The 23,489-nt window shown below is 66.4% G+C and carries 15 protein-coding genes; 5 read left to right on the top strand and 10 right to left on the bottom strand.

The window, feature by feature from the left end:
- Window positions 1-5: 5 nt before the first annotated feature.
- Window positions 6-3,512 carry an indolepyruvate ferredoxin oxidoreductase family protein gene (locus tag WDC82_RS12455; protein ID WP_340117642.1) on the bottom strand — a complete coding sequence of 1,169 codons (3,507 nt, stop codon included), beginning with the start codon at window positions 3,510-3,512 and terminating at the stop codon, window positions 6-8.
- Window positions 3,513-3,961: 449 nt separating this feature from the next.
- Between WDC82_RS12455 and hppD the strand changes: the two genes are divergently transcribed.
- Entirely contained in the window at window positions 3,962-5,080 is a 1,119-nt protein-coding gene (gene hppD, locus WDC82_RS12450) for a 4-hydroxyphenylpyruvate dioxygenase (RefSeq protein ID WP_340117641.1), read from the top strand.
- Window positions 5,081-5,216: 136 nt separating this feature from the next.
- Complete coding sequence (gene phhA / locus WDC82_RS12445) at window positions 5,217-6,020, top strand: phenylalanine 4-monooxygenase (protein WP_340117640.1); 804 nt, start codon at window positions 5,217-5,219, stop codon at window positions 6,018-6,020.
- Between the two features lie 26 nt (window positions 6,021-6,046).
- On the opposite strand, the gene WDC82_RS12440 is transcribed toward phhA, so the two are convergent.
- From WDC82_RS12440 to WDC82_RS12420, 5 genes are all read right to left on the bottom strand, one after another.
- Window positions 6,047-10,483, bottom strand: coding sequence for a protein kinase (locus tag WDC82_RS12440; RefSeq protein ID WP_340117639.1), 4,437 nt, complete (start codon window positions 10,481-10,483; stop codon window positions 6,047-6,049).
- Between the two features lie 8 nt (window positions 10,484-10,491).
- On the bottom strand, window positions 10,492-10,962 hold the full coding sequence (locus WDC82_RS12435) for a hypothetical protein (RefSeq protein ID WP_340117638.1): 471 nt from the start codon (window positions 10,960-10,962) through the stop codon (window positions 10,492-10,494).
- A gap of 234 nt (window positions 10,963-11,196) precedes the next feature.
- The gene (locus WDC82_RS12430; protein ID WP_340117637.1) at window positions 11,197-11,421 is read right to left on the bottom strand and encodes a hypothetical protein; all 225 of its coding nucleotides are present in this window, start codon (window positions 11,419-11,421) and stop codon (window positions 11,197-11,199) included.
- 186 nt (window positions 11,422-11,607) lie between these two features.
- Window positions 11,608-12,129 carry an acyloxyacyl hydrolase gene (locus WDC82_RS12425; protein ID WP_340117636.1) on the bottom strand — a complete coding sequence of 174 codons (522 nt, stop codon included), beginning with the start codon at window positions 12,127-12,129 and terminating at the stop codon, window positions 11,608-11,610.
- A 178-nt stretch (window positions 12,130-12,307) separates the two neighbouring features.
- Window positions 12,308-14,116, bottom strand: coding sequence for a long-chain fatty acid--CoA ligase (locus WDC82_RS12420; protein WP_340117635.1), 1,809 nt, complete (start codon window positions 14,114-14,116; stop codon window positions 12,308-12,310).
- 187 nt (window positions 14,117-14,303) lie between these two features.
- Here WDC82_RS12420 and WDC82_RS12415 point away from each other — a divergent pair, with 187 nt between their 5' ends.
- The 3 genes from WDC82_RS12415 (at window position 14,304) to WDC82_RS12405 (ending at window position 19,587) form a co-directional block, all read left to right on the top strand.
- Window positions 14,304-16,118: a M3 family oligoendopeptidase gene (locus WDC82_RS12415; RefSeq protein WP_340117634.1), complete on the top strand. Its 1,815-nt coding sequence runs from the start codon at window positions 14,304-14,306 to the stop codon at window positions 16,116-16,118.
- 116 nt (window positions 16,119-16,234) lie between these two features.
- On the top strand, window positions 16,235-18,115 hold the full coding sequence (locus tag WDC82_RS12410; protein WP_340117633.1) for an alpha/beta fold hydrolase: 1,881 nt from the start codon (window positions 16,235-16,237) through the stop codon (window positions 18,113-18,115).
- A gap of 71 nt (window positions 18,116-18,186) precedes the next feature.
- Window positions 18,187-19,587 carry an AarF/ABC1/UbiB kinase family protein gene (locus WDC82_RS12405; protein ID WP_340117632.1) on the top strand — a complete coding sequence of 467 codons (1,401 nt, stop codon included), beginning with the start codon at window positions 18,187-18,189 and terminating at the stop codon, window positions 19,585-19,587.
- Window positions 19,588-19,593: 6 nt separating this feature from the next.
- Here WDC82_RS12405 and WDC82_RS12400 read toward each other — a convergent pair whose 3' ends face one another.
- The 4 genes from WDC82_RS12400 to WDC82_RS12385 form a co-directional block, all read right to left on the bottom strand.
- Window positions 19,594-21,126 (bottom strand): pyridoxal-phosphate dependent enzyme, encoded by a 1,533-nt coding sequence (locus WDC82_RS12400; protein ID WP_340117631.1) that lies wholly within the window; start codon window positions 21,124-21,126, stop codon window positions 19,594-19,596.
- Window positions 21,127-21,334: 208 nt separating this feature from the next.
- The gene (locus tag WDC82_RS12395) at window positions 21,335-21,769 is read right to left on the bottom strand and encodes a hypothetical protein (RefSeq protein WP_340117630.1); all 435 of its coding nucleotides are present in this window, start codon (window positions 21,767-21,769) and stop codon (window positions 21,335-21,337) included.
- A gap of 71 nt (window positions 21,770-21,840) precedes the next feature.
- A complete protein-coding gene (locus WDC82_RS12390; protein ID WP_340117629.1) occupies window positions 21,841-22,446 on the bottom strand; it encodes a DNA polymerase III subunit epsilon in 606 nt (201 codons plus the stop codon).
- Complete coding sequence (locus tag WDC82_RS12385; RefSeq protein ID WP_340117628.1) at window positions 22,446-23,348, bottom strand: sulfotransferase; 903 nt, start codon at window positions 23,346-23,348, stop codon at window positions 22,446-22,448. Before WDC82_RS12385 ends, WDC82_RS12390 begins: the two co-directional genes overlap by 1 nt.
- Window positions 23,349-23,489: the final 141 nt, after the last annotated feature.

The raw sequence follows: 23,489 nt of genomic DNA, 5'->3' as shown, positions 1-23,489 counted from the left end.
GCCCTCTACTCCGCCGCCACGGCGGCGCGGCGTTGGGGCAGGGTGGGGTCGCGGAAGGCGGCCAGCAGGTCGGCCTCGCAGGCCTTGGCGGTCTTCAGGTGGGCTTCCTTCACGTGTCCGAAGCCGCGGATCTTCTCCGGGATCTCGGCAAGCTCCACCGCCAAGGCGTGGTTGTCCGGCGTCAGCTTCACCAGCACCTCTTCGATCAGCGCCTCATAGTCGGCGATCAGCCGGCGCTCCATCCTGCGCTCGGCGCTGTAGCCGAAGATGTCGAAGGCGGTGCCGCGCAGGCCTTTGAAGCGGGCGAGCACGCCGAAGGCGGCGAGCAGCCAGGGGCCGAAGCTCTGCTTCTGCAGGTGGCCGGTCTCAGGATCGCGCTTGGCCAGCAGCGGCGGCGCCAGGTGGAAGGAGAGCTTGTAGTTCCCTTCGAACTGCTGGCGCAGGCTGTGCTTGAACTCCGGCCGGCTGTAGAGCCGTGCCACCTCGTACTCGTCCTTCACGGCCAGCAGCTTGAAATAGTAGCGCGCGACCGCTTCGGCGAGGCCGCTGAAGCCCGCTGCCTTGCCCGCCTCGGCCCGGCGCACCTTCTCGACAAGTGCCTTGTAGCGTTCGCCCAGCGCAGCGTTCTGGTAACCGGTGAGGAAGTTCACGCGGCGGGCAATGAGCTCGTCCAGGCTCTGGGAGAGCTGGTGCGCCTGAGGTGCGGCGCCCGCGGACTGCTTGGGCGTCACCGCCTTTTCGACGGCGGCGAGGTCGTGGGCCGCGCGGCGGCCCCACAGGAAGGCGGCCTTGTTCGCTTCGACGGCCACGCGGTTCAACTCGATGGCCTGCTCGATGGCGGCGGCGGAGAGCGGCACCAGGCCCTTCTGCCAGGCGTAACCCAGCATGAAAAGGTTGGTGGCGATGGAATCGCCGAGCAGCGCCGTGGCGATGCGCGTGGCGTCCAGGAAGTCGGCCTGGCCGGGCCCGGCGGCCTCGCCGATGAGACGCTGCATCTCGGCGCCGGGGAAGGCGAGGTCGGGGTTGCGGGTGAAGTCGCCGGTCATCACCTGGTGGCTGTTGATCACCGCACGGGTCCGCCCGGTGTTCATCTTGGAGAGCGCCTCGTAGCCGGCGGCGACGACGAGGTCGCAGCCGAGGATCAGGCGGGCGCTGCCGGCGGAGATGCGCACGGCATGGATATCCTCCGGCTTCGGCGCCAGGCGCACATGGCTGACCACCGCGCCGCCCTTCTGCGCCAGGCCCGCCATGTCGAGCACCGAGCAGCCGCGCCCCTCAATGTGCGCGGCCATGCCGAGCAGGGCGCCGATGGTGACCACGCCGGTGCCGCCGACCCCGGTGATGACGATGCCGTAGGGGCGCTCCAGCGCCGGCACCTGCGGCTCGGGCAGGGCCTCCCAGACCGCCTCGGCCTTGCCGCGCCCGCCTTCGGGCTGCTGCTTGCGGATCTTGCCGCCGTGCACGGTCACGAAGCTGGGACAGAAGCCCTTCAGGCAGGAGAAGTCCTTGTTGCAGGATGACTGGTCGATGGCGCGCTTGCGCCCGAACTCGGTCTCGACGGGCACGACGGAGACGCAATTGGACTGCACCGAGCAGTCGCCGCAGCCTTCGCAGACCGCCTCGTTGATGAAGGCGCGCTTGGGCGGGTCGGGATAGCGTCCGCGCTTGCGGCGGCGGCGCTTCTCCGCGGCGCAGGTCTGGTCGTAAAGCAGCACGGTGACGCCTTCGACCTCGCGCAGGTCCTTCTGTACGCGGTCCAGGTGGTCGCGGTGCTCGACGGTGACGCCGGGCGCCCAGTCGACGCCGAGGGGATATTTCTCCGGCTCGTCGCTCACCACCACGATGCGCTTCACGCCCTCGGCGGCGACCTGACGGGTGATCATCGCCGGGTCGAGCGGGCCGTCGACCGACTGGCCGCCGGTCATCGCGACGGCATCGTTGTAGAGGATCTTGTAGGTAATGTTGACGCCGGCGCCGACCGCGGCGCGGATCGCCAGGATGCCGGAATGGAAATAGGTGCCGTCACCCAGATTGGCGAAGACGTGCTTCGTCTTGGAGAAGGGCGCCTGGCCGACCCAGGGCACGCCCTCGCCGCCCATCTGGGTGAAGGTCTCGGTATGGCGGTCCATCCACTGCACCATGTAGTGGCAGCCGATGCCGGCCAGCGCGCGGCTGCCCTCGGGCACCTTGGTGGAAGAATTGTGCGGACAGCCGGAGCAGAAGTAGGGCACGCGCGCCATCGGCGTCTTGCCGCCCTCCATCGACTTTTCCTTCTCGGCCAGAAAGCGCAGGCGCTGGGCGATGTCCTCGCTGGTATGGAAGCGGGCGATGCGCTTGGCGATGGTGCGCGCGATGCGCGCCGGCGTCAGCTCGCCGATCGACGGCAGCGCCCATTCGCCTTCCTCGTCGAACTTGCCGACCACGCGCGGGCGCACGTCGGCGCGCCAGTTGTAGAGCTGCTCCTTCACCTGGTTCTCGATGACAGCGCGCTTTTCCTCGACCACCAGGATCTCTTCCAGGCCCTCGGCGAACTTGCGGATGCCTTCGCGCTCCAGCGGCCAGGACATGCCGACCTTGTAGACGGCCAGTCCGATCTGCTTGGCGCGTTCCTCGTCGATGCCGAGGTCGTCGAGCGCCTGGCGCACGTCGAGGTAGGCCTTGCCGGCGGTGATGATGCCGAAGCGGCGCTGGTTGTCGCCGATCACCATCTTGTCCAGCTTGTTGGCGCGGGCGAAGGCAAGGGCGGCATAGACCTTGTAGCGGTGCAGGCGCTCTTCCTGCTCCAGCGGGCTGTCGGGCCAGCGGATGTGGAGGCCACCCGGCGGCATCGCGAAATCCTCGGGCAGCACGATCTGCGTGCGCTGGGGGTCGACATCGACGCTGGCCGACGACTCGACCGTCTCGCTGATCGTCTTGAAGCCGATCCAGCAGCCGGAGAAGCGGCTCATCGCCCAGCCGTAGAGACCGAGGTCGAGGAACTCCTGGACACCCGCGGGATTGAGCACCGGGATCATGAGGTCCTTGAACGCCAGCTCGCACTGGTGGGCGGTGGTCGAGGACTTGGCGGTATGATCGTCGCCGGCCAGCAGCAGCACGCCGCCGTGCTTAGAGGTACCGGCCATGTTGCCGTGGCGCAGCACGTCGCCGGAGCGGTCGACGCCGGGGCCCTTGGCGTACCACATGGAGAACACGCCGTCGTAATTGGAGTCGCCGAAGAGGTCGAGCTGCTGGGTGCCCCAGATGGCGGTGGCGGCCAGGTCTTCGTTCACCCCGGCCTGGAAGTGGATGTGGTGCTTCTGCAGGAACTGCCGGGCCTGGGCCATCTGCTGGTCGACGCCGCCCAGCGGCGAGCCTCGGTAGCCGGTGACGTAGGCGGCGGTGTTGAGGCCGGCGGCGAGGTCGCGCTGGCGCTGCATCATCGGAAGGCGCACCAGCGCCTGGGTGCCGGTCAGGAACACCCGTCCGCGTTCCAGGGCATACTTGTCGTCGAGGGAAACCGCCTGCAAAGCCATCGTCAGAAGTCCTACCCTCCGTTGCGGCACTCGGTTTTTTCGGTCCGCGTCCACATTTCAGTCAAAGGTTGCGGCCGACACAGTAAATAAAAAGGTAATTCATACTGACCTACCGTACAATTTCACAAAGCGATTACTCCGCAGAAAGCAAGGAAAGGCCGGAATGTCGGTCGTTACGAATCATATCGTAAGCAAAGCCGGTGCGGCGACGAAAGATTAACGCCGGCGCCTTTGTCGACTCCTGCCTCTGTTGCGCTGCAACACGTCATGCGGGCGTTGCGCGGCGCCGGTACTGCGTCCTAGCATGGGGTGGAACGACAGCCAGCGAACACCGTTGATGGTTACAAGCTGGCGCATTAAGGGGGGCTTACGTTGTGGCAACGGCGCGGCCCCGTCGGCCGGAGGTCCGCGCAGCTTGAAGGGTTCCAGGCCCAAAAGGGATGCGAGACATGGCACAGGCAGCACAGTCGTCGAACCAGGGTTCCGACAATCTCTCCGGCGGTCTGTGGGACAATCCCATGCAGACCGACGGCTTCGAGTTCGTGGAGTTCACCTCGCCGGAGCCGCAGGCCCTTGGGCGCCTGTTCGAGACCCTGGGCTTCACCGCCGTCGCGAAGCACCGCTCCAAGGACGTGACGCTCTACCGCCAGGGCGACGTGAACTTCATCCTCAATGCCGAGCGCGAGGGCTTCCCCCAGGCCTTCACCCTGCTGCACGGACCCTCGGTCTGCGCCATCGCCTTCCGGGTGAAGGACGCGGCGGCGGCCTGCAAGCGCGCCCGGCAGATGGGCGCCTGGGTGGTCGAGTCGACCGCCGGACCGATGGAACTGAACATCCCGGCCATCAAGGGCATCGGCGATTCGCTGATCTACCTGGTCGACCGCTACGGCGACAACGGCTCGATCTATGACGTCGATTTCAAGCCGATTCCCGGCGCCGAGCAGCAGCCGGCCGGCGCAGGTCTGACCTACATCGACCACCTGACGCACAACGTCTACCGCGGCCGCATGAAGGAGTGGGCGGACTTCTACACCCGCCTCTTCAACTTCCGCGAAATCCGCTACTTCGATATCGAGGGCAAGCTGACGGGGTTGAAGTCCAAGGCGATGACCAGCCCCTGTGGCAAGATCCGCATCCCGATCAACGAGAGCGCCGACGACAAATCGCAGATCGCCGAGTACCTGGACGAGTACAAGGGCGAGGGCATCCAGCACATCGCGTTGGGCACCGACGACATTTTCCGCTCGGTCGAGAGCCTGAAGCAGAAGGGCGTCGCCTTCCAGGACGGCGTGCCGGACACCTACTACGAACAGGTCGACCAGCGTCTGCCGGGACACGGCGAGGACCTCGCCCGGCTCGCCGCCAACAAGATTCTCATCGACGGCGCGCCCACGGAAGACGGCGGGCGCCTCTTGCAGATCTTCACCAAGAACGTGGTCGGTCCGGTGTTTTTCGAGTTGATCCAGAGGAAGGGCGACGAGGGCTTCGGGGAAGGCAACTTCCAGGCCCTCTTCGACTCCATCGAGGAGGACCAGATCCGCCGCGGCGTCCTGAAGGCCGAAGGCTGATCTTCCTAGCTAAAGGGGAAGGGGATTTAAAGGTTCGGTAAGGGCCGGGCTGGCATGCTTGGTTTCCAAAGAATGGATCGGGGTCGGTACCGTTTCGGGGGTCGTTGCTTCCCATTGAAAGGGAAGGAGAGAGACCATGGCCAAAACGACCACATACGAGTCGAAGATCCCCGACGCTAATGGGATCATCCCCTATTCCCGCGACGAGAACGCCGTCTGGCGCGACCTGCGCACACGCCAGGCCAGGCTCCTGCCGGGCCGCGTCTGCAACGCCTTCTTGAAAGGCATCGACGCCCTGGAATTGCCCCATGACAGGGTGCCGCAGTTGAAGCAAGTGAACGCGCGTCTCGAGGAGATCAGCGGCTTCGGCGTAGAGCCGGTGCCGGCGCTGATCTCGCCCAGGCGCTTCTTCACCCTGCTGGCCGAGCGCAAGTTTCCGGCCGCCACCTTCATCCGCCGCCGCGAGGACTTCGACTACCTGCAGGAGCCCGACGTCTTCCACGAGATCTTCGGCCACTGCCCGATGCTGACGCTGCCGACCTACGCCGACTTTCTGCAGAAATACGGAGAGGCGGCATTGCGGCTCGACAAGTCCTATCTGTGGATGATGCAGCGCCTGTTCTGGTTCACCGTGGAGTTCGGCCTGATCAGGACGGAAGAGGGCATCCGCATCTACGGCGCCGGCATTGCGTCCTCGGCCGGTGAGACGCCTTATGCCGTGGAGAGCGACAAGCCGGAGCGCCGTCCGTTCGATGCGTTGACCGTGTTCCGCACGCCCTACCGCATCGACATCTTCCAGACCGTCTACTACGTGATCGACAGCGCCAGGCAACTCTACGACCTGGTGTCGAGCGACCTCGTGCCGATCATGGACGAGGCCAAGCGCCTCGGTTCCCTGCCGCCGACCTTCCCGCCGAAGGAAGAGGCAGGCGCGGCTTAGCGGCGCGACGGTCAGAGTACCGCTCGTCAATTCAAGCGGCAGGCCCGGGACGGTTCGCCGGCGCCGAGGTACTGCGTGCGCAGCGCCTGGTCGAAGGAGGTACCGGCGATTTCGCAGGCCCGAGCGATGCTCAACTGATCCCACAGCTTGACCTGGCCGTCGTCACCCGCTGTCGCGAAGCGCTGGCCGTCAGGGTGAACGGCGATACGCCAGCTAGCACCTTGATGGCCGGTCTGGCTTTCGGTCAGGCGACGCCCCGTCGGGGTGTCCCAGAGGTGAAGGCGGCCCTTGCGGTCGGTGACGACAAGCGTGATACCATCCGCAAGGAACGTCAGATCGGTGGCCCCGCCGCTGTGCCCGGTCATCGTCGCCAGCTGCTTACCATCCCGCAGATCCCACATCGTCACGATCTCTTCGCTGGAGGCCGTTGCCAGCCGATCGCCGTCCGGGCTGAAGGCGACGCTCCAGATGACGCCGCTATCCGCCGCAAGCTCCCGCCTCAGGGTGCCGGCGGCCAGGTCCCACAGAAAGACACGGCTATCCGTGCGCGCGACCGCCAATGCCGCCCCGTCCGGCGACAGCGCGGCTCGGGTCACTTGGCCGCCCGGGGGTAGCGGGAGCGCAGCCCCGGCGATGCCGTCCTCGACGGTCCAAAGGCGCACGCCGTCATTGCTGGCGGTGATCAGCCGGCGGCCGTCGTCAAAGAAGGCCAATGACCAGACCGAGCCCTGGCCGCCAGGAGCCGACCAGAGCAGCGTGCCGCCAGCAGCGTCCCACATTCGGACCTCGCCGCTGCGGTCACCAGAGGCCAGCAACGTGCCGTCCGGGGAGAAGGCGACGGCCCAGACCTGGCCGGCATGGCCTGAGAGCAACTGGGGATCGTGCTCACTACCGAGCTGCGATAGCCGGATGATGCCGGCATCGTCGCCGATCGCCATCCGTTTGCCGTCTGGACTGATCGCGACTCCTTTGGCCGCCTGTCCGGAAACCCAGTACTGCTGCGCCAGCGGGTGCTCGCGAGCCATGGTCCAGAGGCGGATCAGTTGGTCACGGCCGAGGGTCGCGACGACCCGGCCGTTCTGGCTCAGTTCGACGTCGATGATCGGCTGGCTGTGCCCGCTAGCCGTCGTATTCAGCAGGCGGTCGTGGCTCAGGTCCCAGAGATGCAGGGCGCCATCGGAGCCGCCGCCGATGAGGATTACTCCATTCGGTGTGAAGGCGATGTCATTGATGCCGCCGGCACCGGTGAAGGCCTGCCCTACAATGTGGCCGCTCGGATACTCCACCACCATGGAAGTGGCGTCGCTGCTTGCGGTGGCGAAGCGGTCGCCGCGCGGGCTGAATTCCAGCCTCCAGATGTCACTTGTATGGGCGCCGCGGATCGGCTTGAAAAGAGGAGTGGCCGAAGGCAGCGCCCAGCCGAAGATATCGCCTTCACCATTGCCGGCGATCAGGCCTTTGCCATCGGGGGCGAAAGCGACGCTAAGAAAGTCGCCGACTCGCTTTATCAGCGGCGTTTGAAGCGCAGCGCCGGGGTCGACCCCCCAGAGCTGCACGGTGCCGTCTTCTCCGGCAGACGCGAGGGTCTTGCCTTGCGGGTCGAAGCGGACGCCCCAGACCACGTCTGCGACCTGCCCGACATCCCTTTCGCTGCCGCCGAGGCCGTCGGCTACTGTCCAGTAGTGTATTGCGCCGTCGTCACCCGCCGAAACCAGACCGTGACCGTCGGGGGAGAAGGCGAGATCCTGCACGCCTCCCTTGTGTCCGTCCAGGCTGGGGCCGATCGGGTGCCGAGCCGCGGCATCGATCAGGACGATGGTGCCGTCCCGCTGTCCTGCAGCCAGCAGGGACCCATCCGGAGACATGGCGAGCGACAGGGCGTCCCCTACGGAGATCGGGCTACCGAGCAGGAAGGGGCCGCGGCCGGATAAGACCCGCCGCGCCGCGATCATCGATGCACGGGCGTCGAAACCCGGGTGCGCGATGCCACTCCGCACTACCGACTCCGACGCCAGGGACAGGGCAAGCAGCGGATCAATGTTGATCAAGCCGTGGGCCGCTGCGCCGAGAGCTCCGGCGAATCGAGCCGTGGCGACACCCCGCGCCGTCTCGGCAATCTCTTCGTTCCGCTGTGCTTCCTGCAGTGCCACAATGGCCACCAACGATGCGCCGGAGGCACCGACGGCCAGTGCGATCAGCACCGCGATGCCAAATCGCCGACCGCGCCGCCGCCGTCGGTCCCGCTCTGTAGCCGCGGCCTCCTGCTCTGCTTTGGCGGTGGCTGAGGCCTGCAGGAAGGTTGACTCCGGCTCGCCCGCCAGATCGGGATTGCGCGCCAGCCATTCCTGCGCGGTGAGCAGGGGTGTCCCCCGATACAGCAAGTCCGAGTCCCGCGCCGCGAGTTCCCACTCGGCCGCTGCCCGGGCAATGCGCTGGCGCATCCGCAGGTCGTCACGGCTCTCCTCGATCCAGCCGCGCAGGCGGGGCCAGGTCCGCAGCAGTGCCTCGTGGGCGATCTGTATTGACCGGTTATCGACTGTCAGCAGACGAGCATCGGTCAGTCGTTCGACCACCCTTTGCATGACCTCCGGCTCCGGGTCGTGCTCGATGTCGGCACGCGCCATGATCCTGCGAACGTCGGAAGTTCCCTCACCAGGGGCGACGAGGCGCAAGAACAGTCGCTTGGTCGCGTTGCGCTCACGTGGTCCGAATGCCTCCTGATAGGTTGCATCGGCGGTTTGGCTGATGGCGCCGGCAACCCCGCCGGCCTTGCGGAAACCATCCAGTGTCAGGCGGTTTCCCTGGCGGCGAATCCATGTCTCCACCAGAGCATGGGCGACCAGCGGCAGTGAGCCGGCCTCATCGCCGGCTTCGTCGACGATCGCTTCGGTCAGGTTGCGCTCGACATAGAGGCCAGCACGCCGCGCCGGCTCGCAGATGGCGCGGCGCAACTCCGCGCGCGTCATCGGTCCAACCAGCACCTGATTGTCTGTGATGCACTGGGCCAGCCACGGCACCTGTGCACATGCGGCGTAGAAATCGGCGCGCACGGCAATGACAACACGAACCTTGCTGTCGGCCGGGTCGGTCATGGCGGAGAGCGCGGCAATGAAGCCGTTGCGCTGGCGTTCCGTTGCCAGGGTGAACAGCTCCTCGAACTGATCGATGCAGAGCAGCAGCGGTGTCTGTGCCTCGCTTGAGTCGCCCAGGTGTCGCGCCAGGGTCGGTCGCACCAGCAAGTCTTCGATGGAGACGGCGGAGCGGCCGGACGGCAGGGATGCCGCGACGCGGTAGTGCAGCTCGACCAAGGGATCGCGGCCGGGGGTGAAGAGGACCGAGCGCCAGTTCTCGCTGCCGGTTAGTGCCCCTGCGGATAGGGCAGGAATCAGCCCGGCGCGCACTAACGACGATTTGCCGCTGCCAGAGGGGCCGCCGACGACCAGGACCCGATCACGCTGTAGGCGACGGACCAATTCGTCGATCAGAGCTTCACGGCCGAAGAAGCTCGCTGCGTCCTCGGGCTGGTAGGCTGCAAGTCCCTTGTAGGGGCAGCACGGCGAATGCCCGACGGTGATGTCGAAGCGTTCGACCTGGCTTGTGGACATTTCACCGGCGAGCGCATCGTGGGCCGCCGAGCGCCAGCTTTCGATGGTGACAAACCTGTCTTCGGGACTGAGCGCCATGCCTTGCTCGACTACAGGGTGCCAGGCAGCGGGCAGGGTGGGCAATTGACTTGCCAGGTTCTCGGCCTTCGGCGGCTGACGCGCGGTCAGCACATGCCACAGCAAGGCCGTTAGCGAATAAATGTCCGAGGCAGGCCCGATTCCGGCGGTTCCGTCGCGCTGCTCCGGAGCTTCATAGAGTGGCGTGCCGCCAAGCAAGGTGGCCATCGGTCCGTGCTTTATCAGGTCCTTGGCGATGCCCAGGTCGCCGATCAGGATGCGCTCATCGGGATCGACAAGGTGAACCTCACGCCTGACATTTTCGACGAGCGTTGCCGCGGCGTCGACCGGACTGCGACGCACCGATTGAAATAGAATGTTTTCAGGCTTGATGTCACGGTGGACGACCCCGGCTTCGTGAATCGCGCCGAGTCCGTCTGCCAGCGCATCGATGAGGATCGTGAGTTCACGGGGGTCCGGCCCGGCACCTTGTTCCGGTCGGATTCTCCCGGCGAGGGTGGCGCGGTCGGCAAAATCCATCACGATATAAGGCCGGCCGTCGTTCAGCCTCCCGACGTCGTGGACGGTGACGACGTTGGGCGAGCGAATGCGTCGCAGGAGGCGGGCCTCCTCCACGAAGCGCATTTGCACATCCGCGTCGTTCGCGAGGTTGGGGTGTAGAATCTTTATGGCAACGAAAGATTCGAGCTCTTCATCCCAGGCGCGAACGACGCTGGCGAAGCCGCCTCGCGCTATTTCATCGCGAATGCGATAGCGGCCGACGTATGAAGGCAGCGCCATCCGTGCCGCTACAGATGATCACCGACATCGACGCACTGGTAGGCCTTCGGATCGAGAATGTCGTGGTTCCTATCCGCGGCACAGACGCACAGCGTATGTGCGCCATTCCGCGCCGATACCGACGCCGCGCTCTGCGTCACATAACCGGGAAACTCGTCGGTCGGATGCCAATCGCCCTGCTTTACGCCGTAGGTCGGCTCGGCGTTGTTGCTGACCTGCTCGATCGTATAAAGCTCACCCCACCAGACATGAAAATGGTTCTTCGACATGTCCGGTTTGAAATTGGCTTCAAGGGTGAGTCGCAACTCGTCGCCGACCTTGTCGACGGCGGCGATCTTCACTTCGCAGCCGTCCACCGGGCAGGCGTTGGGAAGGTCTTCTTGCGCCTTTGCGCCGACACCAGCCAGGGCAAGAAGAACTATACCGAATGCCGCACAACCGAGCTTTGCGCGACACGTCGCGGAATCGCCACTCGTCATAGAACCGCCTCCGGGATTGACGGAGCAGTATTCGCTCCTGTCCGGATAGGGTTCTTCCCCTAGCGGAGGGGAGTCAAGGGCCCTGCGTTACGCGTTCGAGGGTGTGTCGGTTCTTCAGTGGTAGCGCCCGTCAGGAGCACAACCTTCCGATGTGTCCACACGCGGCTAACTGGCGCGCCCGGCTCGGTGCGGATCGAAGCCGCGCTCATACCTGCAGGGGAAGGATGCTGCGCCTCAGCCGACCGTCGGGCCGATTGCGGTGCGCGAACACTTGATTTTCACGTACTCGTCCTCGCGGTGGGTGGCGAGCGAGGTGCCGGCGAGGTAGGCCTGCCCGTTGAGGCCGCAGAGCAACTCGTTGGCGGCATCCGGGCCGTTGATGACGGCCGCGGCGCTGTTGATCTGGCAGTCCTGCGGCGCCAGGGAGACGGAACACACCAGAATCAATACTTTGAACATCGTTTCAACTCCTGGAGCCCTGCCTGAGTTGAGCGTCGGCGGTGCAATCCACCGGGGCCGAATCGGACAGGCATAATCTCAAGTATGAAACAGCGCTGCCTGTTCAAGGTTGCCAAATGCCACCCAAACGCCACAACCGGCCGCGGCGCCTTCTCGGCGGGGCAGACCTTCCAGCGTACCCCCGGCTCAGAACAGCACGTCCAGCGGCAGGTGATAGTAGAGGTTCAGCACCTCGGTGCCGGGGTTGTCGTCGCCCAATTCGGCATTGGAGATGTGGCTGAAGGCGAGCGAGAGGCGCGACCGGTTTTCGAACTGGTAGCCCAATTCGATTTGGCTGCGGAACTCGACCGTGTGACCCAGATCCTTGCCGCCACCGTCTTCGTAGAGGCCGGGCGCGAAGCTGCCGGTCAGGACCACGGCATCGAAAAAGGTGATGTCGACCAGCACGCCGATGCCGCCCCAGACGCTGCCATCGGAGGTAACCTCGACGCCGCCCCAGGGCTTCAGGAACAGGAAGTCGTCGCCGTGGCGGTATTCCAGGCGGAAGTCCACTGCTTCGTCGTCCGAAAGGTTGAAGTCGTACCAGCCGACGCCCGCGCTGATTACCGCCGGGGTCTCGTTGAGGGCAATCTGCGCGGCCGCGCGATCGCTTGCCGAAAACAGGGCAGCGCACAGCAGCGCGGCCAGAAGCGCCAGACGTATTATCACCGTTGATTCCCCCGAATCAGAGACGACTTTTGAAGACGATCTATTGGGACAGAATTCTTGCCGAATTTGCAACGGAGGGCAAGGCCGACATCCGAAGGGCACAGCGGATTGGGCCCAGGTCGCGGCCGGGGGAAGAGATGTGACTCTTTCGAGACTCTGCACGGCCTCGAAAGATCGCCTAGTAGAGGTTCTCCAGCACCTCGCCGTAGGCCGCCTTGATCTTGTGGCGGCGGATCTTCATGGTCGGCGTCATCATGCCGTTCTCCACCGTGAAGGGGGCGTCGAGGATGGCGAAGCGGCGCACCTTCTCCAGAGAGGAGAGGTTGGCGTTCACGCGGTCGACCACCTGGGAGAGGGCGGCGCGGAACTCCGGGTCTTCGCGCAGCCGGGCAAGGTCGGACGGCTTGCCGTTGCCGCGGCACCAAGTGGCGGTGAACTCGTCGTCGGGTACCAGCAGCGCCACCAGGTGCGGGTGTTTGTCGCCGTAGACCATGGCCTGCTGGATTTCCCGTTGCAGGGTGAGGAACCCCTCGACGCGGGCCGGCGAGACATTGTCGCCGCCAGAGAACACGATGATGTCCTTCTTGCGATCGGTGATCTTGAGGTAGCCGTCGGCGTCGAACTCGCCGATGTCGCCGGTGTGCAGCCAGCCGTCCTTCAGCACTTGGTAGGTCGCGTCCTCGTCGTTCCAATAGCCGGTCATCACCAGCTCGCCGCGCACCAGGATCTCGCCGTCCCCCGCAATCTTCACCTCGACGCCCTGCAGCGGCGGGCCGACGGTGTCCAGCTTCACCTTCCACGGCGGGTTCACGGAGACCACGGGTGCCGACTCGGTCTGCCCGTAACCCTGCAAGATCGGCAGGCCGAGCGCGGTGAAGAACAAGCCGATGTTGTAGTTCAGGGCGGCGCCGCCGGAGACGATGGCCTTCACGCGCCCGCCGAAGCGGCGTCGGATCTTGTCGCGCACCAGGCGCTCCAGCGCAAAGTCCTGCAGGCGTTCCCACAGGGTGAGGCTGCCGGGGTCGTGGTAGCGCTTCTCGCCCAACGCGACCGCCTTGTAGAACAGCTTTGCCGAGAGGCCGCCTTTCTTATCGATGCCGCGGCGGATGCGCAGGTGCATCGACTCGTAGAGCCGCGGCACCGCGGTCATGATGGTGGGCCTCGCCTCGCCGAGGTTCTTCAGCAGGTGGTCGACGCCCTCGGCGTAGTAGATCTCCGCCCCGATGGTGATGGGGAAGAATTGCCCCGCCGTGTGCTCGTAGGAGTGCGACAGCGGCAGGAAGGACAGGAAGATCTCGTGGCCGAGCCCCAATCGCTCCAGGACCTTGTAGGCACCCATACAGTTACAGATGATGGCACCGTGGCTCAGCATGACGCCCCGCGGCACGCCGCCGGTGCCCGAGGTGTAGATGATGCACGCGGTATCGCCGCGCTGGGCCCGGGCGGCGACCTCCTCGACGTCGTCGCCGGCTTCCTGGAGCAGGGCTGTGCCCTTTTCTTGGACCGCCTCCCAGCGATGCAGCGGCACGGCACCGGCGTGGGCGCGCCGCGGCTCCTCGACGGCGATGACCCATCGGCAGGCCGGGGCATCCAGCACCGCCGGCAGCAGGCGATCCGCCAGCGCCGTGGTGGAGACGATGGCACCAACCGCGCCGCTGTCGGTCAGCACGTGGCGATGATCGCTGGTCAGCGCCGTGGTGTAGGCCGGCACGGTGATGCCCCCCGCGGCCATGATGGCGAGGTCCGCGACCAGCCATTCCGGGCGGTTCTCCGCCACCAGGACGACGCGGTCGCCGGGCTGCAGCCCCAGGTCGCGCAGGCCGCGCGACATCGCCTTCACCTGACCGGCGATCTCCGCCCAGCTCTGCGAGACGTAGCGGCCGCCCTTTTCGCCCGGCACCTTGTGCCACAGAAAGGGGGCCTTGCCTCCCGCGGCGGCCTGGTCGAAAAAGGCCGCGGTCAGCGATCGGCAGGCGTCGAAATCCATTGTTTCTCCCCGAAAGCCGCCGCTGATTGGGCGGATTCTTGATGGCGCGGCTTTGGTCCCTCGGGCCGGCGTGGCCCTTGGCGAAGCAGTATTTGCGGCCTATATCGCAAGGGGTCAAGATATAGACTGTTTCCGGTTTCCCGAGGCGGGGCCGGATCGCCCCTTTCAGACAGACAGGTGTTCTATCGTGACCGCGACCCCCCACGCGCAGCCCGATTCCAAGTCCGTTGTCGACGAAACCCTGGGTGAGCTGCCCATCTGGAACCTCGCCGATCTCTACCCCGCCCCGGATTCGCCGGTCCTGAAGGGCGATCTGGAGGCCAATGCGGCCAGGGCCAAGGCCTTCCATGCGCGCTACGCCGGGCGTCTGCAGGAGCTGAACGGTTCGGCGCTGGGCGCGGCCATCGCCGAATACGAGGCGATCCAGGAAACGCTGGGGCGCATCATGAGCTTCGCCCAGTTGGTCTACTCCGGCGACATGAGCGACCCCAAGGTCGGCCGCTTCTTCCAGTCGATGCAGGAACGCTGTACGACGATCTCGACCGAACTGGTGTTCTTCACGCTGGAGCTGAACCACCTGGACGAGGCGGCCCTGGAGGACAAGCTGCAGGCGCCGGAGCTGGCGCGCTACCGGCCCTGGCTGCGCGACCTGCGCGCCATGCGCCCGCACCAGCTCTCCGACGAGATCGAGCGCCTGCTGCACGAGAAGTACGTTGCCGGGCGTGCCGCCTGGACACGGCTTTTCGACGAGACCATGGCCGGCTTGCGTTTTCCCTTCCGCGGCGAGCAGCTGACCTCGGCGGAGATTCTCAACCGCCTCACCGAGCGCGATCCCGCAGCGCGGCGCGAGGCGGCCAAATCGCTGGGCTCGGTGCTGGGCGGCAACCAGCGCACCTTCGCGCTGATCACCAACACCCTGGCCAAGGACAAGGAGATCGAGGACAAGTGGCGCGGCTTCGCGCGGCCGGTGTCCTCGCGCAATCTCGCCAATTTCGTCGAGGACGAGGTGGTCGATGCCCTGGTGTCGTCGGTGCAGGCCGCCTATCCGCGGCTCGCCCACCGCTACTACGCCTTGAAGGCGAAGTGGTTCGGCGGCGACACCCTGCCTTACTGGGACCGCAACGCGCCGCTGCCTGATGACGACGACCGCGTCATTCCCTGGAAGGATGCCCGGCGCCTGGTGCTGGACGCCTACGGCGAGTTCTCGCCGGCGCTGGCCGCCATCGGCCAGCAGTTCTTCGAGAAGTCGTGGATCGACGCGCCGGTGCGCCCCGGCAAGGCGCCCGGCGCTTTCGCGCACCCGACGGTGCCCTCGGCGCACCCCTACCTGCTGCTCAACTACCAGGGCCGCACCCGCGACGTCATGACCCTGGCGCATGAGCTGGGGCACGGCGTGCACCAGGTGCTGGCGGGACCGCAGGGGCATCTGATGGCGGACACGCCGCTGACCCTGGCGGAGACCGCCTCGGTGTTCGGCGAGATGCTGACCTTCCAGGCCATGCTGCGCGCCGAGAAGGACGCGAAGCGGCGCAAGGTGATGCTGGCCTCCAAGGTGGAGGACATGCTGAACACCGTGGTGCGGCAGATCGCCATGCACGAATTCGAGACCCGCGTGCACGCGGAGCGGCGCGAGGGCGAGCTGCTGCCCGATCGCCTCGGCGAGATCTGGCTGGAGACCCAGCGCGAGAGCCTCGGGCCCGCCATCGCCTTCGACGACGACTACCGGAACTTCTGGGCCTACATCCCGCACTTCGTCCACGTGCCCTTCTACGTCTACGCCTATGCCTTCGGCGACTGCCTGGTGAACTCGCTCTACGCGGTCTACGAGGGCGCCCAGGCGGGCTTCGCGGAGAAGTACCTGGACATGCTGCGCGCCGGCGGCAGCAAGCGCCACAAGGAGCTGTTGGCGCCCTTCGGCCTCGACGCCTCGGACCCGGCGTTCTGGCAGCGCGGCCTGGGGGTGGTGGAAGGCCTCGTGGCCGAGCTGGAGGCGATGGACTAAGGCCGTGGCCTGGTTCGATCATCGGTGTTTTTGATCTGGCTCAGGGCAACGCTGGCCGGGCTGTCATTTACTGCGTGTAGCCTGTCACCCGGCACGGCGACTTCCAGGAGGCCGTCATGGCGGCAAAGCAAAAACGCCTGAAACTGGCGACAAGAGACGGCCAGGCGGTCGTTGTGGCCAACGGCGCCACCGAGGCGCCCGACGTCGGGCGCCTGCCGGACGTTTCCGGCCACGCCACCGGCGGTGAGGTCGCGCCCTCACCGCCACCCTTACCGGGCCTCTTCGGCGGCGAGGCGCTGGACCGCATGCTGCACGCCGGCATGGCGCGTGCCACCGCCGGCATCTCGCCCGCGGCCCTGGGTCTTGCCTATGCGGACTGGGGAATGCACCTCGCCGCCGCGCCGGGCAAGCAGGCACAGCTTGCGCAGTCGGCCTGGTCGTCGGCCTTGCGGCTGGGGCTCAATGTCGCGCGGCGCGCGGCCGGCGGCACCTGCGCGCCCTGCATCGAGCCCGCGCACGGCGACAAGCGCTTCCAGGATGAGGCCTGGTGCCGGCCGCCCTTCGACCTCTTCGCGCAGAGTTTCCTGCTGACCCAGCAGTGGTGGCAGGAGGCGACCACGGGTGTGCGCGGCGTCTCGCGCCACCACGAAGCCGTGGTGTCCTTCGCCACGCGACAGCTGCTCGACGTCTTCTCGCCATCGAATTACGTCCCGACCAATCCGGAACTGCTGCAGGAGACGCAGGAGCAGGGTGGTGCCAATCTCTACCGCGGCTGGCTGAACGCGCTGGAGGACGCGGAGCGGCGCATCACCGGGCGCGGACCGGCCGGCACTGAGAACTTCCGTCCCGGCGAAACCCTGGCGGTGACGCCGGGGCGCGTGGTGTACCGCAACGACCTCATCGAGCTGATTCAATACAGCCCGCAGACCGAGACGGTGCATCCGGAACCGGTGCTGATCGTCCCGGCCTGGATCATGAAGTATTACATCCTCGATCTCTCGCCGCACAATTCGCTGATCAACTACCTCGTCGGCCAAGGCCATACGGTGTTCTGCGTGTCGTGGAAAAACCCCGGCGAGGACGACCGCGACCGCGGCATGGACGACTACCGGCGCCTCGGCGTCATGGCGGCGCTGGACGCCGTCAACGCCATCGTGCCGCAGCAGAAGGTGCAGGCCGTCGGCTACTGCCTGGGCGGCACGCTGCTGTCGATTGCGGCGGCGGCCATGGCGCGCGACGGCGACGACCGCCTGAAGACGGTGACGCTGCTGGCCGCGCAGACCGATTTCACCGAGGCCGGCGAGCTGATGCTGTTCATCGACGAGAGCCAGCTCGCCTACCTGGAAGACGTCATGTGGTCGCAGGGCTACCTCGATACCACGCAGATGGCCGGCGCCTTCCAGCTGCTGCGATCCAACGACCTCATCTGGTCACGCCTCATCCACGACTACTACCGCGGCGAGCGGGCCAGCCAGACCGACCTGATGGCATGGAACGCCGATGCCACGCGCATGCCCTATCGCATGCACGCGGAATACCTGCGCCGCCTGTTCCTCAACAACGACCTCGCGCAGGGCCGCTACGAAGTGGAGGGCCGGCCGGTCGCATTGACCGACATCCGCCAGCCGATCTTCGCCGTGGGCACCGCGAAGGACCACGTGGCGCCCTGGCGCTCGGTCTACAAGATCGCGCTGCTGACCGACGTGCCGGTGACCTTCCTGCTGACCAGCGGGGGGCACAACGCCGGCATCGTCACGCCGCCGGGCCATCCCCGGCGCATCTACCAGATCGGCGAACTGCACGATCACGAGGGCTACGTCGACCTCGACCGCTGGCGCGAGGCGGCGCCGGTTCACAAGGGCTCCTGGTGGCCGGCCTGGCAGGCCTGGCTGGCGAAGCATTCCGGCACGCCGGCAGCGCCGCCCGTCCTGGGCAATGCCCAGGCAGGCTATCCGCCGCTGGACGCCGCGCCGGGGCGCTACGTGCATCAGGCTTAACGGGAGTTAGCCAAACCCCGCCTCAATTGCGTCTCTGGACTTCCGGGGCGGGCGGGCCCACCTTCTAGGGCATGTCACAGCAGGACAGTGAACTCCCGGAAGACGACGAAGCGGCGGACTTTGGCAGGGAGGGCGATTCCCGCCTTTCCGGGCGGGTGCGCCGCTACGCCAAGGTCGGCTCCTCGGTCGGCGGTCTCGCCGCCCAGGTGGTCGGCGCGCGCTACCTCGGCCTCGGATTCGACCGCGGCAAGCATTCCTCGGATCTGAAGGCGGCGCTCGGCGGGCTCAAGGGGCCGCTGATGAAGGCGGCGCAGATCCTCGCCACTATTCCCGATGCGCTGCCCAAGGAGTATGCCGAGGAGCTGCGTCAGCTGCAGTCCAACGCGCCCTCCATGGGCTGGCCCTTCGTGAAGCGCCGCATGCGCAGCGAGCTGGGGGCGGACTGGGAGAAGCAGTTCAAATCCTTCGAGCGCGAGGCGGCGGCCGCTGCCTCCCTGGGACAGGTGCACCGTGCCGTCGCTCTCGACGGGCGTAAGCTTGCCTGCAAGCTGCAATACCCGGACATGCTCTCCGCCGTGGAGGCGGACCTGCAGCAGCTGAAGATCCTCTTCGGCATCTACCGGCGCTACGACCGCGCCATCGATCCCTCGAACATCTACCACGAACTGGCCGAGCGCCTGCGCGAGGAGCTCGATTATGAGCGCGAGGGCCGCCACATGCAGCTGTACCAGGACATGCTGCGCGGTGAGAAGGGCGTTCACGTTGCTGACCTGGTGCCGGAGCTTTCGACCCGGCGCCTGCTGACCATGACCTGGCTGGAAGGCCGGCCCCTGCTCGACTTCGTGAAGGACGACGTGACGGTGCAGCAGCGCAATGCCGTCGCCATGAACATGTTCCGCTGCTGGTACGTGCCGTTCTATTTCTTCGGCATCATCCACGGCGACCCGCACCTGGGGAACTACACCATCCGCGAAGACGGCACGGTGAACCTGCTGGACTTCGGCTGCATTCGTGTCTTCCCGCCGACGTTCGTGAAGGGGGTCATCGATCTCTACTTCGCCCTGGAGCGCGACGACCCGGAGCTGGCGGTGGAGGCCTACCGGATCTGGGGCTTCACCAACTTGAGCAAGGATCTGCTGGCGGCGCTGAACCTCTGGGCCGCCTTCCTCTACGCGCCGCTGCTGGAAGACAAGCCGCAGAAGATCATGGGCGACAACGGCAGCCTCTACGGCGCCAAGGTGGCCGGCGAAGTGCATAAGGAACTGCGCCGCCTGGGCGGCGTGACGCCGCCGCGCGAGTTCGTGCTGATGGACCGCGCCGCCGTGGGGCTGGGTTCGGTCTTCATGCACCTGGATGCCGAGATCAACTGGCACCAGATGTTCCACGACCTCATCCGTGACTTCGACGTCAAGGACCTGGAAAAGCGCCAGGCCAAGGTGCTGAAGGCCCGCGACCTGCCGCTGCCGAAATAGGGCGGCTCAGGCGGCCGGCTTTCTTTCCGTCGCTTGCGCCACCGTCTGGCGGGACTGCAGCCAGGCCGGGAAGAAGCCGTAGGGGTCGAGCTTGGCTTCGGCATCGAAGGCGATGCCGCTCGCGATCAGCAGCTTCTGCAGTTTGCCGCTGCGATAAGCGTCGAAAGTCTCGGTGCAGCCGCCGACGAAGGTGCCGCCGACGAAGACCTGCGGGATGGTGCGGATGCCGGTCCGCGCGCTGAGGGCGGCGCGGACACGCCCGCCCATATCGTCCCGTTGCAGAGGCACCGAGTCGATGTCGATGGAGCGGTATTTGATGCCGAGGCGTGCGAAGAGCTTACGCACCGACCAGCAGAACTCGCACCATTCCAGGGCGAACATGATCACCGGCTGCTCCGCATCGCTGAGGGCCTGGGTCAGGTAGGCCACGGCCTCGACATCGGGTTCGCGGGCCGGGGCCGCTGCCGCTGCCGGCTGTGGCGCGGGAACCGGCGCCGGCAGGTCGAAGCGGCAGCTGGGAGTCGAGCGGGAAATCTCCATCTCCTCTTCGCTCATGTCGACGCCGACGTGCTCGAACAGCACGGTGCTGAGGTAACGCTCTCCCGTGTCCGGGGCCATGAAGAGGATGTTGCTGCCCTTCGGCGCGGTGCGGGCGACTTCCAGGGCGCCGGCCAGCGTCGCGCCGGCGGTGATGCCGGTGAAGATGCCTTCCTTCAGGGCCAGCGCGCGGGAGAGGCGCAGGGCCTCGCTACCGTTTACCGGGACGATACGGTCGGCGTGACTCGCCGACAGCGCGTCCTCGGTCAGCTTGGGGATGAAGTCAGGGCTCCAGCCCTGCATGGGATGCGGCCGCGCCGTCGGGTGGCTTTCGCTCGGTGCGCCGCCCGTGCCGCGCGACTGGCCGATGCCGCTGCCCAGCACCTGGGCATTGTCCGGCTCGCAGAGGATGATCTGCGTCTTCGGGCTTTTTTCCTTCAGCACGCGGGCGACGCCCTTCAGCGTGCCGCCGGTGCCGGCGCCCGTCACCCAATAGTCCAGGCCGATGTCCGCGAAGTCGGTGAGGATCTCGCGCGCCGTGGTGCGGGAGTGAATCTCCGCGTTGGCCTCGTTTTCGAACTGGTTGCAGACGAACCAGCCGTGTTTCTTGGCCAACTCGTTCACCTTCCTCAGCATGCCCATGCCGCGCTCCGCGGCCGGTGTCAGCACCACCTTGGCGCCGAGGAAGCGCATCAGCTTGCGCCGTTCGATGCTGAAGGCCTCTGCCATGACGATGACCAGCGGGTAGCCCTTCTGCGCACAGACCATGGCAAGGCCGATGCCGGTGTTGCCGCTGGTTGCCTCGATCACCGTCTGGCCCGGCTTCAAGAGGCCGCGCCGCTCGGCGTCCTCGATGACGCCGAGGGCCAGGCGGTCCTTCACCGAGCCCATCGGGTTGAAAGCCTCCAGCTTGGCGTAGAGGTTCACACCCTCGGGCGCCAGATTGTTGATGCGCACCGCCGGCGTGCCGCCGATGGTTTCCAGGATGGATTCATACCGCATGGTGATGTTCTCCGCTGATTCAGCAAGGCCGCAGCGGCGGGCGCGATCATGGTCGCGCAGTCGTCGGCCGGGCGGGCCTTCTAGCGCTATTTGCTGCCGGTCGCGGCAAAGAGACAAGGTTTCAATTGAAACAGTTTGTCTGAAACGATTGAGATGTTTGTTGCCGCCGGTGCCGGTCGGCGTAGTGGGCCTGGCCGCAGCGAGGCGGCTACAGCCCCGTCTCCACCACCTCGCAGGCGTGGCCGGTTTGCTTGCCCTTGGCGTCGAAGTCGATGGCGATGAACTCGTCCGACTCGACGAAGGTCGGCGAGGCGGGATTGCTTTTGCTCTCCGCGCTCGGTTCGCTGAACACGACGGAGCAGGCGGGTGATTCCTTGCGCGGCTTGCAGTCGGTCGCGCCGATATGGTCGGTGTTGACGTCGACCTCGCCCTCCGCCGCGGCGGGCGCGGTGCGGGCGTCGAAGACCGCGTAGTCGATGCCTTCGCTCTGCAGGTATAGGACGGTGTCCTGGAAGGTCATCTCCGGCTTCAGCCAGCCCTGCACCTTCTTCCACAAGGCGCCTTTGCAGGCTTTGCCCTCCTGGGCCACCGCGGGGGAGGTGGCGAGGAGGCCCAACAGGGCAATCAGCAGAAGGCGGTGCATGAACCCGTCCTTTGATTGAATAGTATTGAGCCCATGGTGCCATGGGTTGAGCGGCGGGGGAACCCCGCGTGTCATTCGCCCTCCGCCGGCGCCTTCATGTGCAGGAGGGTGCGCAGCAGGTTGGCGTAGCCGCGCGCGTCGTCGATGGAGAAATGGCTGTGCGGCACGTGGCCCAGCCACTCCGGCGGATAGCCGCCGGTGAAGCAGGCGCTGAAGTCCCAGCCCGTGCGCCCGGCGGCGAAGGCCTGGATGCAGAGCCCGGCGGTGTAAAACAGCCGCTCGCCCTCCCACGGTCCCTTCAGCATGCGCACATCGAGGAAGCGCCGGAGGTAGTAGTCGATCCAGGCGCCGTCGAAGGCGAGGGGATGGGCCGCGAAGATCGGCTGGCCCGGCAGGCCCCGGACCCAGTCGACGTAGCGCTCCATGACGGCCTGCGGCGGCTGCGGGTTCGTGGTGGCCGCCGCCCAGGCCTCGGGAAAGCCTTTGAACCATTCGATGGTGACGGGGTTCTCGCCGGCCTCGGGCAGGGTCTCCAGCACCGCCTCGAAGCTGTCGATCTCGCCGCCGCCCGCATCGACCGCGACCGAGGCGAAGGCCAGCATGGAGTGCTCGCCGGGCGTCGGCCCGTTCACCTCGATGTCGGTGACCACGTAGACGGGATTGGGGAGGGGCGGCATCACACCTCATACCCGGCGGCGGTCAGCGCCTCGCCGGCGATTTCGCAGTAGAGCCGGTTGCACTCCTCGTCGAAGTGGTTCTTCCAGTCGCCGGCGATGCCCTTGCGGACGAAACTCGTCGGATCGGCCTCGCCGGGCCGGCGGCCACCGGAGGCGACGGAGAAGGCGTTCTGTTCGACGACCTTGGATACGGTCGCCGCGGAGGCGTCGCAGCCGAACCACTGGAACAGCTTCCTCATCTCGCCCTGCGCGTCATCCAAGAGACTCTCGTAGCGGATGGCGAAGTGGCGTCCCGGGTGCTCGGCGTCATCTTTGCGGAACTTCGCCATGGTGTCGCGCCAGGTGGCGGCGTGGCCTTGGATGCGGGCCAGGAAGTCGGCGCGGTTCTCTTCGGCCAGCGGCTCGCGGTCCGGGTAGAGGTGGAACCACAGCGAGACGAAGCAGTCGCGCCCGTCGCGGGTGGTGGAGACCACGCGGGCCTCCGGCAGGATGCGCCGCCAGGAGGCCAGCTCGCGCTTGTAGTCCGGGTCCTTGTCGCCGATCCATTTCGGGGCCGTCTTGCCGGCCGTCGCCGCGTGGCGCTGCACGGCACCCAGGCGATCCAGGAAGAGGTATTGCATGACGGCGACGGCCTGGGTCTGGCCGAGCGGCTGGTAGACGGCCGCTTCCTTGTAGATCTTGTCGTTGGTCTTGGTCAGTGCCTCGTTATAGGCGCGCAGAGCCGGGCCGAGCTGGGTGAGGAAGGCGTTCAGCTTGCTCTCGCCGCCGCAGGCGATCTCCGGGTGGCTGTCCAGCATGCGCTGCAGCCATGTGGTGCCGGACTTGGTGACGCCGGTGACGATGAAGCTGCCGGTGCCGGCCAGCAGCCCCTGAAGCGCTTCGGTTTCGGATAGCAGCTTCACCCGATCGGTCCCCGCTTGCGATTCGCCCCCTTCTTGCCGGGGACGTGGTCTTTTCGCCGTCCCTCTTATCGGCGCTTGCCCGCGATGTCTACCGGGCGCGGGCCGTGGCGGACCTTCTCCGGTCTGGCTCCGGTCTGGCGC

The organism is Pelagibius sp. 7325 (assembly GCF_037652055.1).
Lineage (GTDB): Bacteria > Pseudomonadota > Alphaproteobacteria > Kiloniellales > Kiloniellaceae > Pelagibius.
The sequence above is the reverse complement of the archived record's forward strand: the minus strand, read 5'-3'. Positions and strand labels throughout refer to the sequence as shown.

Excerpts from the sequence above, each read along its gene's own strand:
- WDC82_RS12430 (WP_340117637.1), bottom strand. The coding sequence starts at position 11,421 with ATGTTCAAAGTATTGATTCTGGTGTGTTCCGTCTCCCTGGCGCCGCAG.
- WDC82_RS12435 (WP_340117638.1), bottom strand. The coding sequence starts at position 10,962 with ATGACGAGTGGCGATTCCGCGACGTGTCGCGCAAAGCTCGGTTGTGCG.
- hppD (WP_340117641.1), top strand. The coding sequence starts at position 3,962 with ATGGCACAGGCAGCACAGTCGTCGAACCAGGGTTCCGACAATCTCTCC.
- WDC82_RS12400 (WP_340117631.1), bottom strand. The coding sequence starts at position 21,126 with ATGCGGTATGAATCCATCCTGGAAACCATCGGCGGCACGCCGGCGGTG.
- WDC82_RS12390 (WP_340117629.1), bottom strand. The coding sequence starts at position 22,446 with ATGCCGCCCCTCCCCAATCCCGTCTACGTGGTCACCGACATCGAGGTG.
- phhA (WP_340117640.1), top strand. The coding sequence starts at position 5,217 with ATGGCCAAAACGACCACATACGAGTCGAAGATCCCCGACGCTAATGGG.
- WDC82_RS12440 (WP_340117639.1), bottom strand. The coding sequence starts at position 10,483 with ATGGCGCTGCCTTCATACGTCGGCCGCTATCGCATTCGCGATGAAATA.
- WDC82_RS12455 (WP_340117642.1), bottom strand. The coding sequence starts at position 3,512 with ATGGCTTTGCAGGCGGTTTCCCTCGACGACAAGTATGCCCTGGAACGC.
- WDC82_RS12420 (WP_340117635.1), bottom strand. The coding sequence starts at position 14,116 with ATGGATTTCGACGCCTGCCGATCGCTGACCGCGGCCTTTTTCGACCAG.
- WDC82_RS12410 (WP_340117633.1), top strand. The coding sequence starts at position 16,235 with ATGGCGGCAAAGCAAAAACGCCTGAAACTGGCGACAAGAGACGGCCAG.
- WDC82_RS12395 (WP_340117630.1), bottom strand. The coding sequence starts at position 21,769 with ATGCACCGCCTTCTGCTGATTGCCCTGTTGGGCCTCCTCGCCACCTCC.
- WDC82_RS12405 (WP_340117632.1), top strand. The coding sequence starts at position 18,187 with ATGTCACAGCAGGACAGTGAACTCCCGGAAGACGACGAAGCGGCGGAC.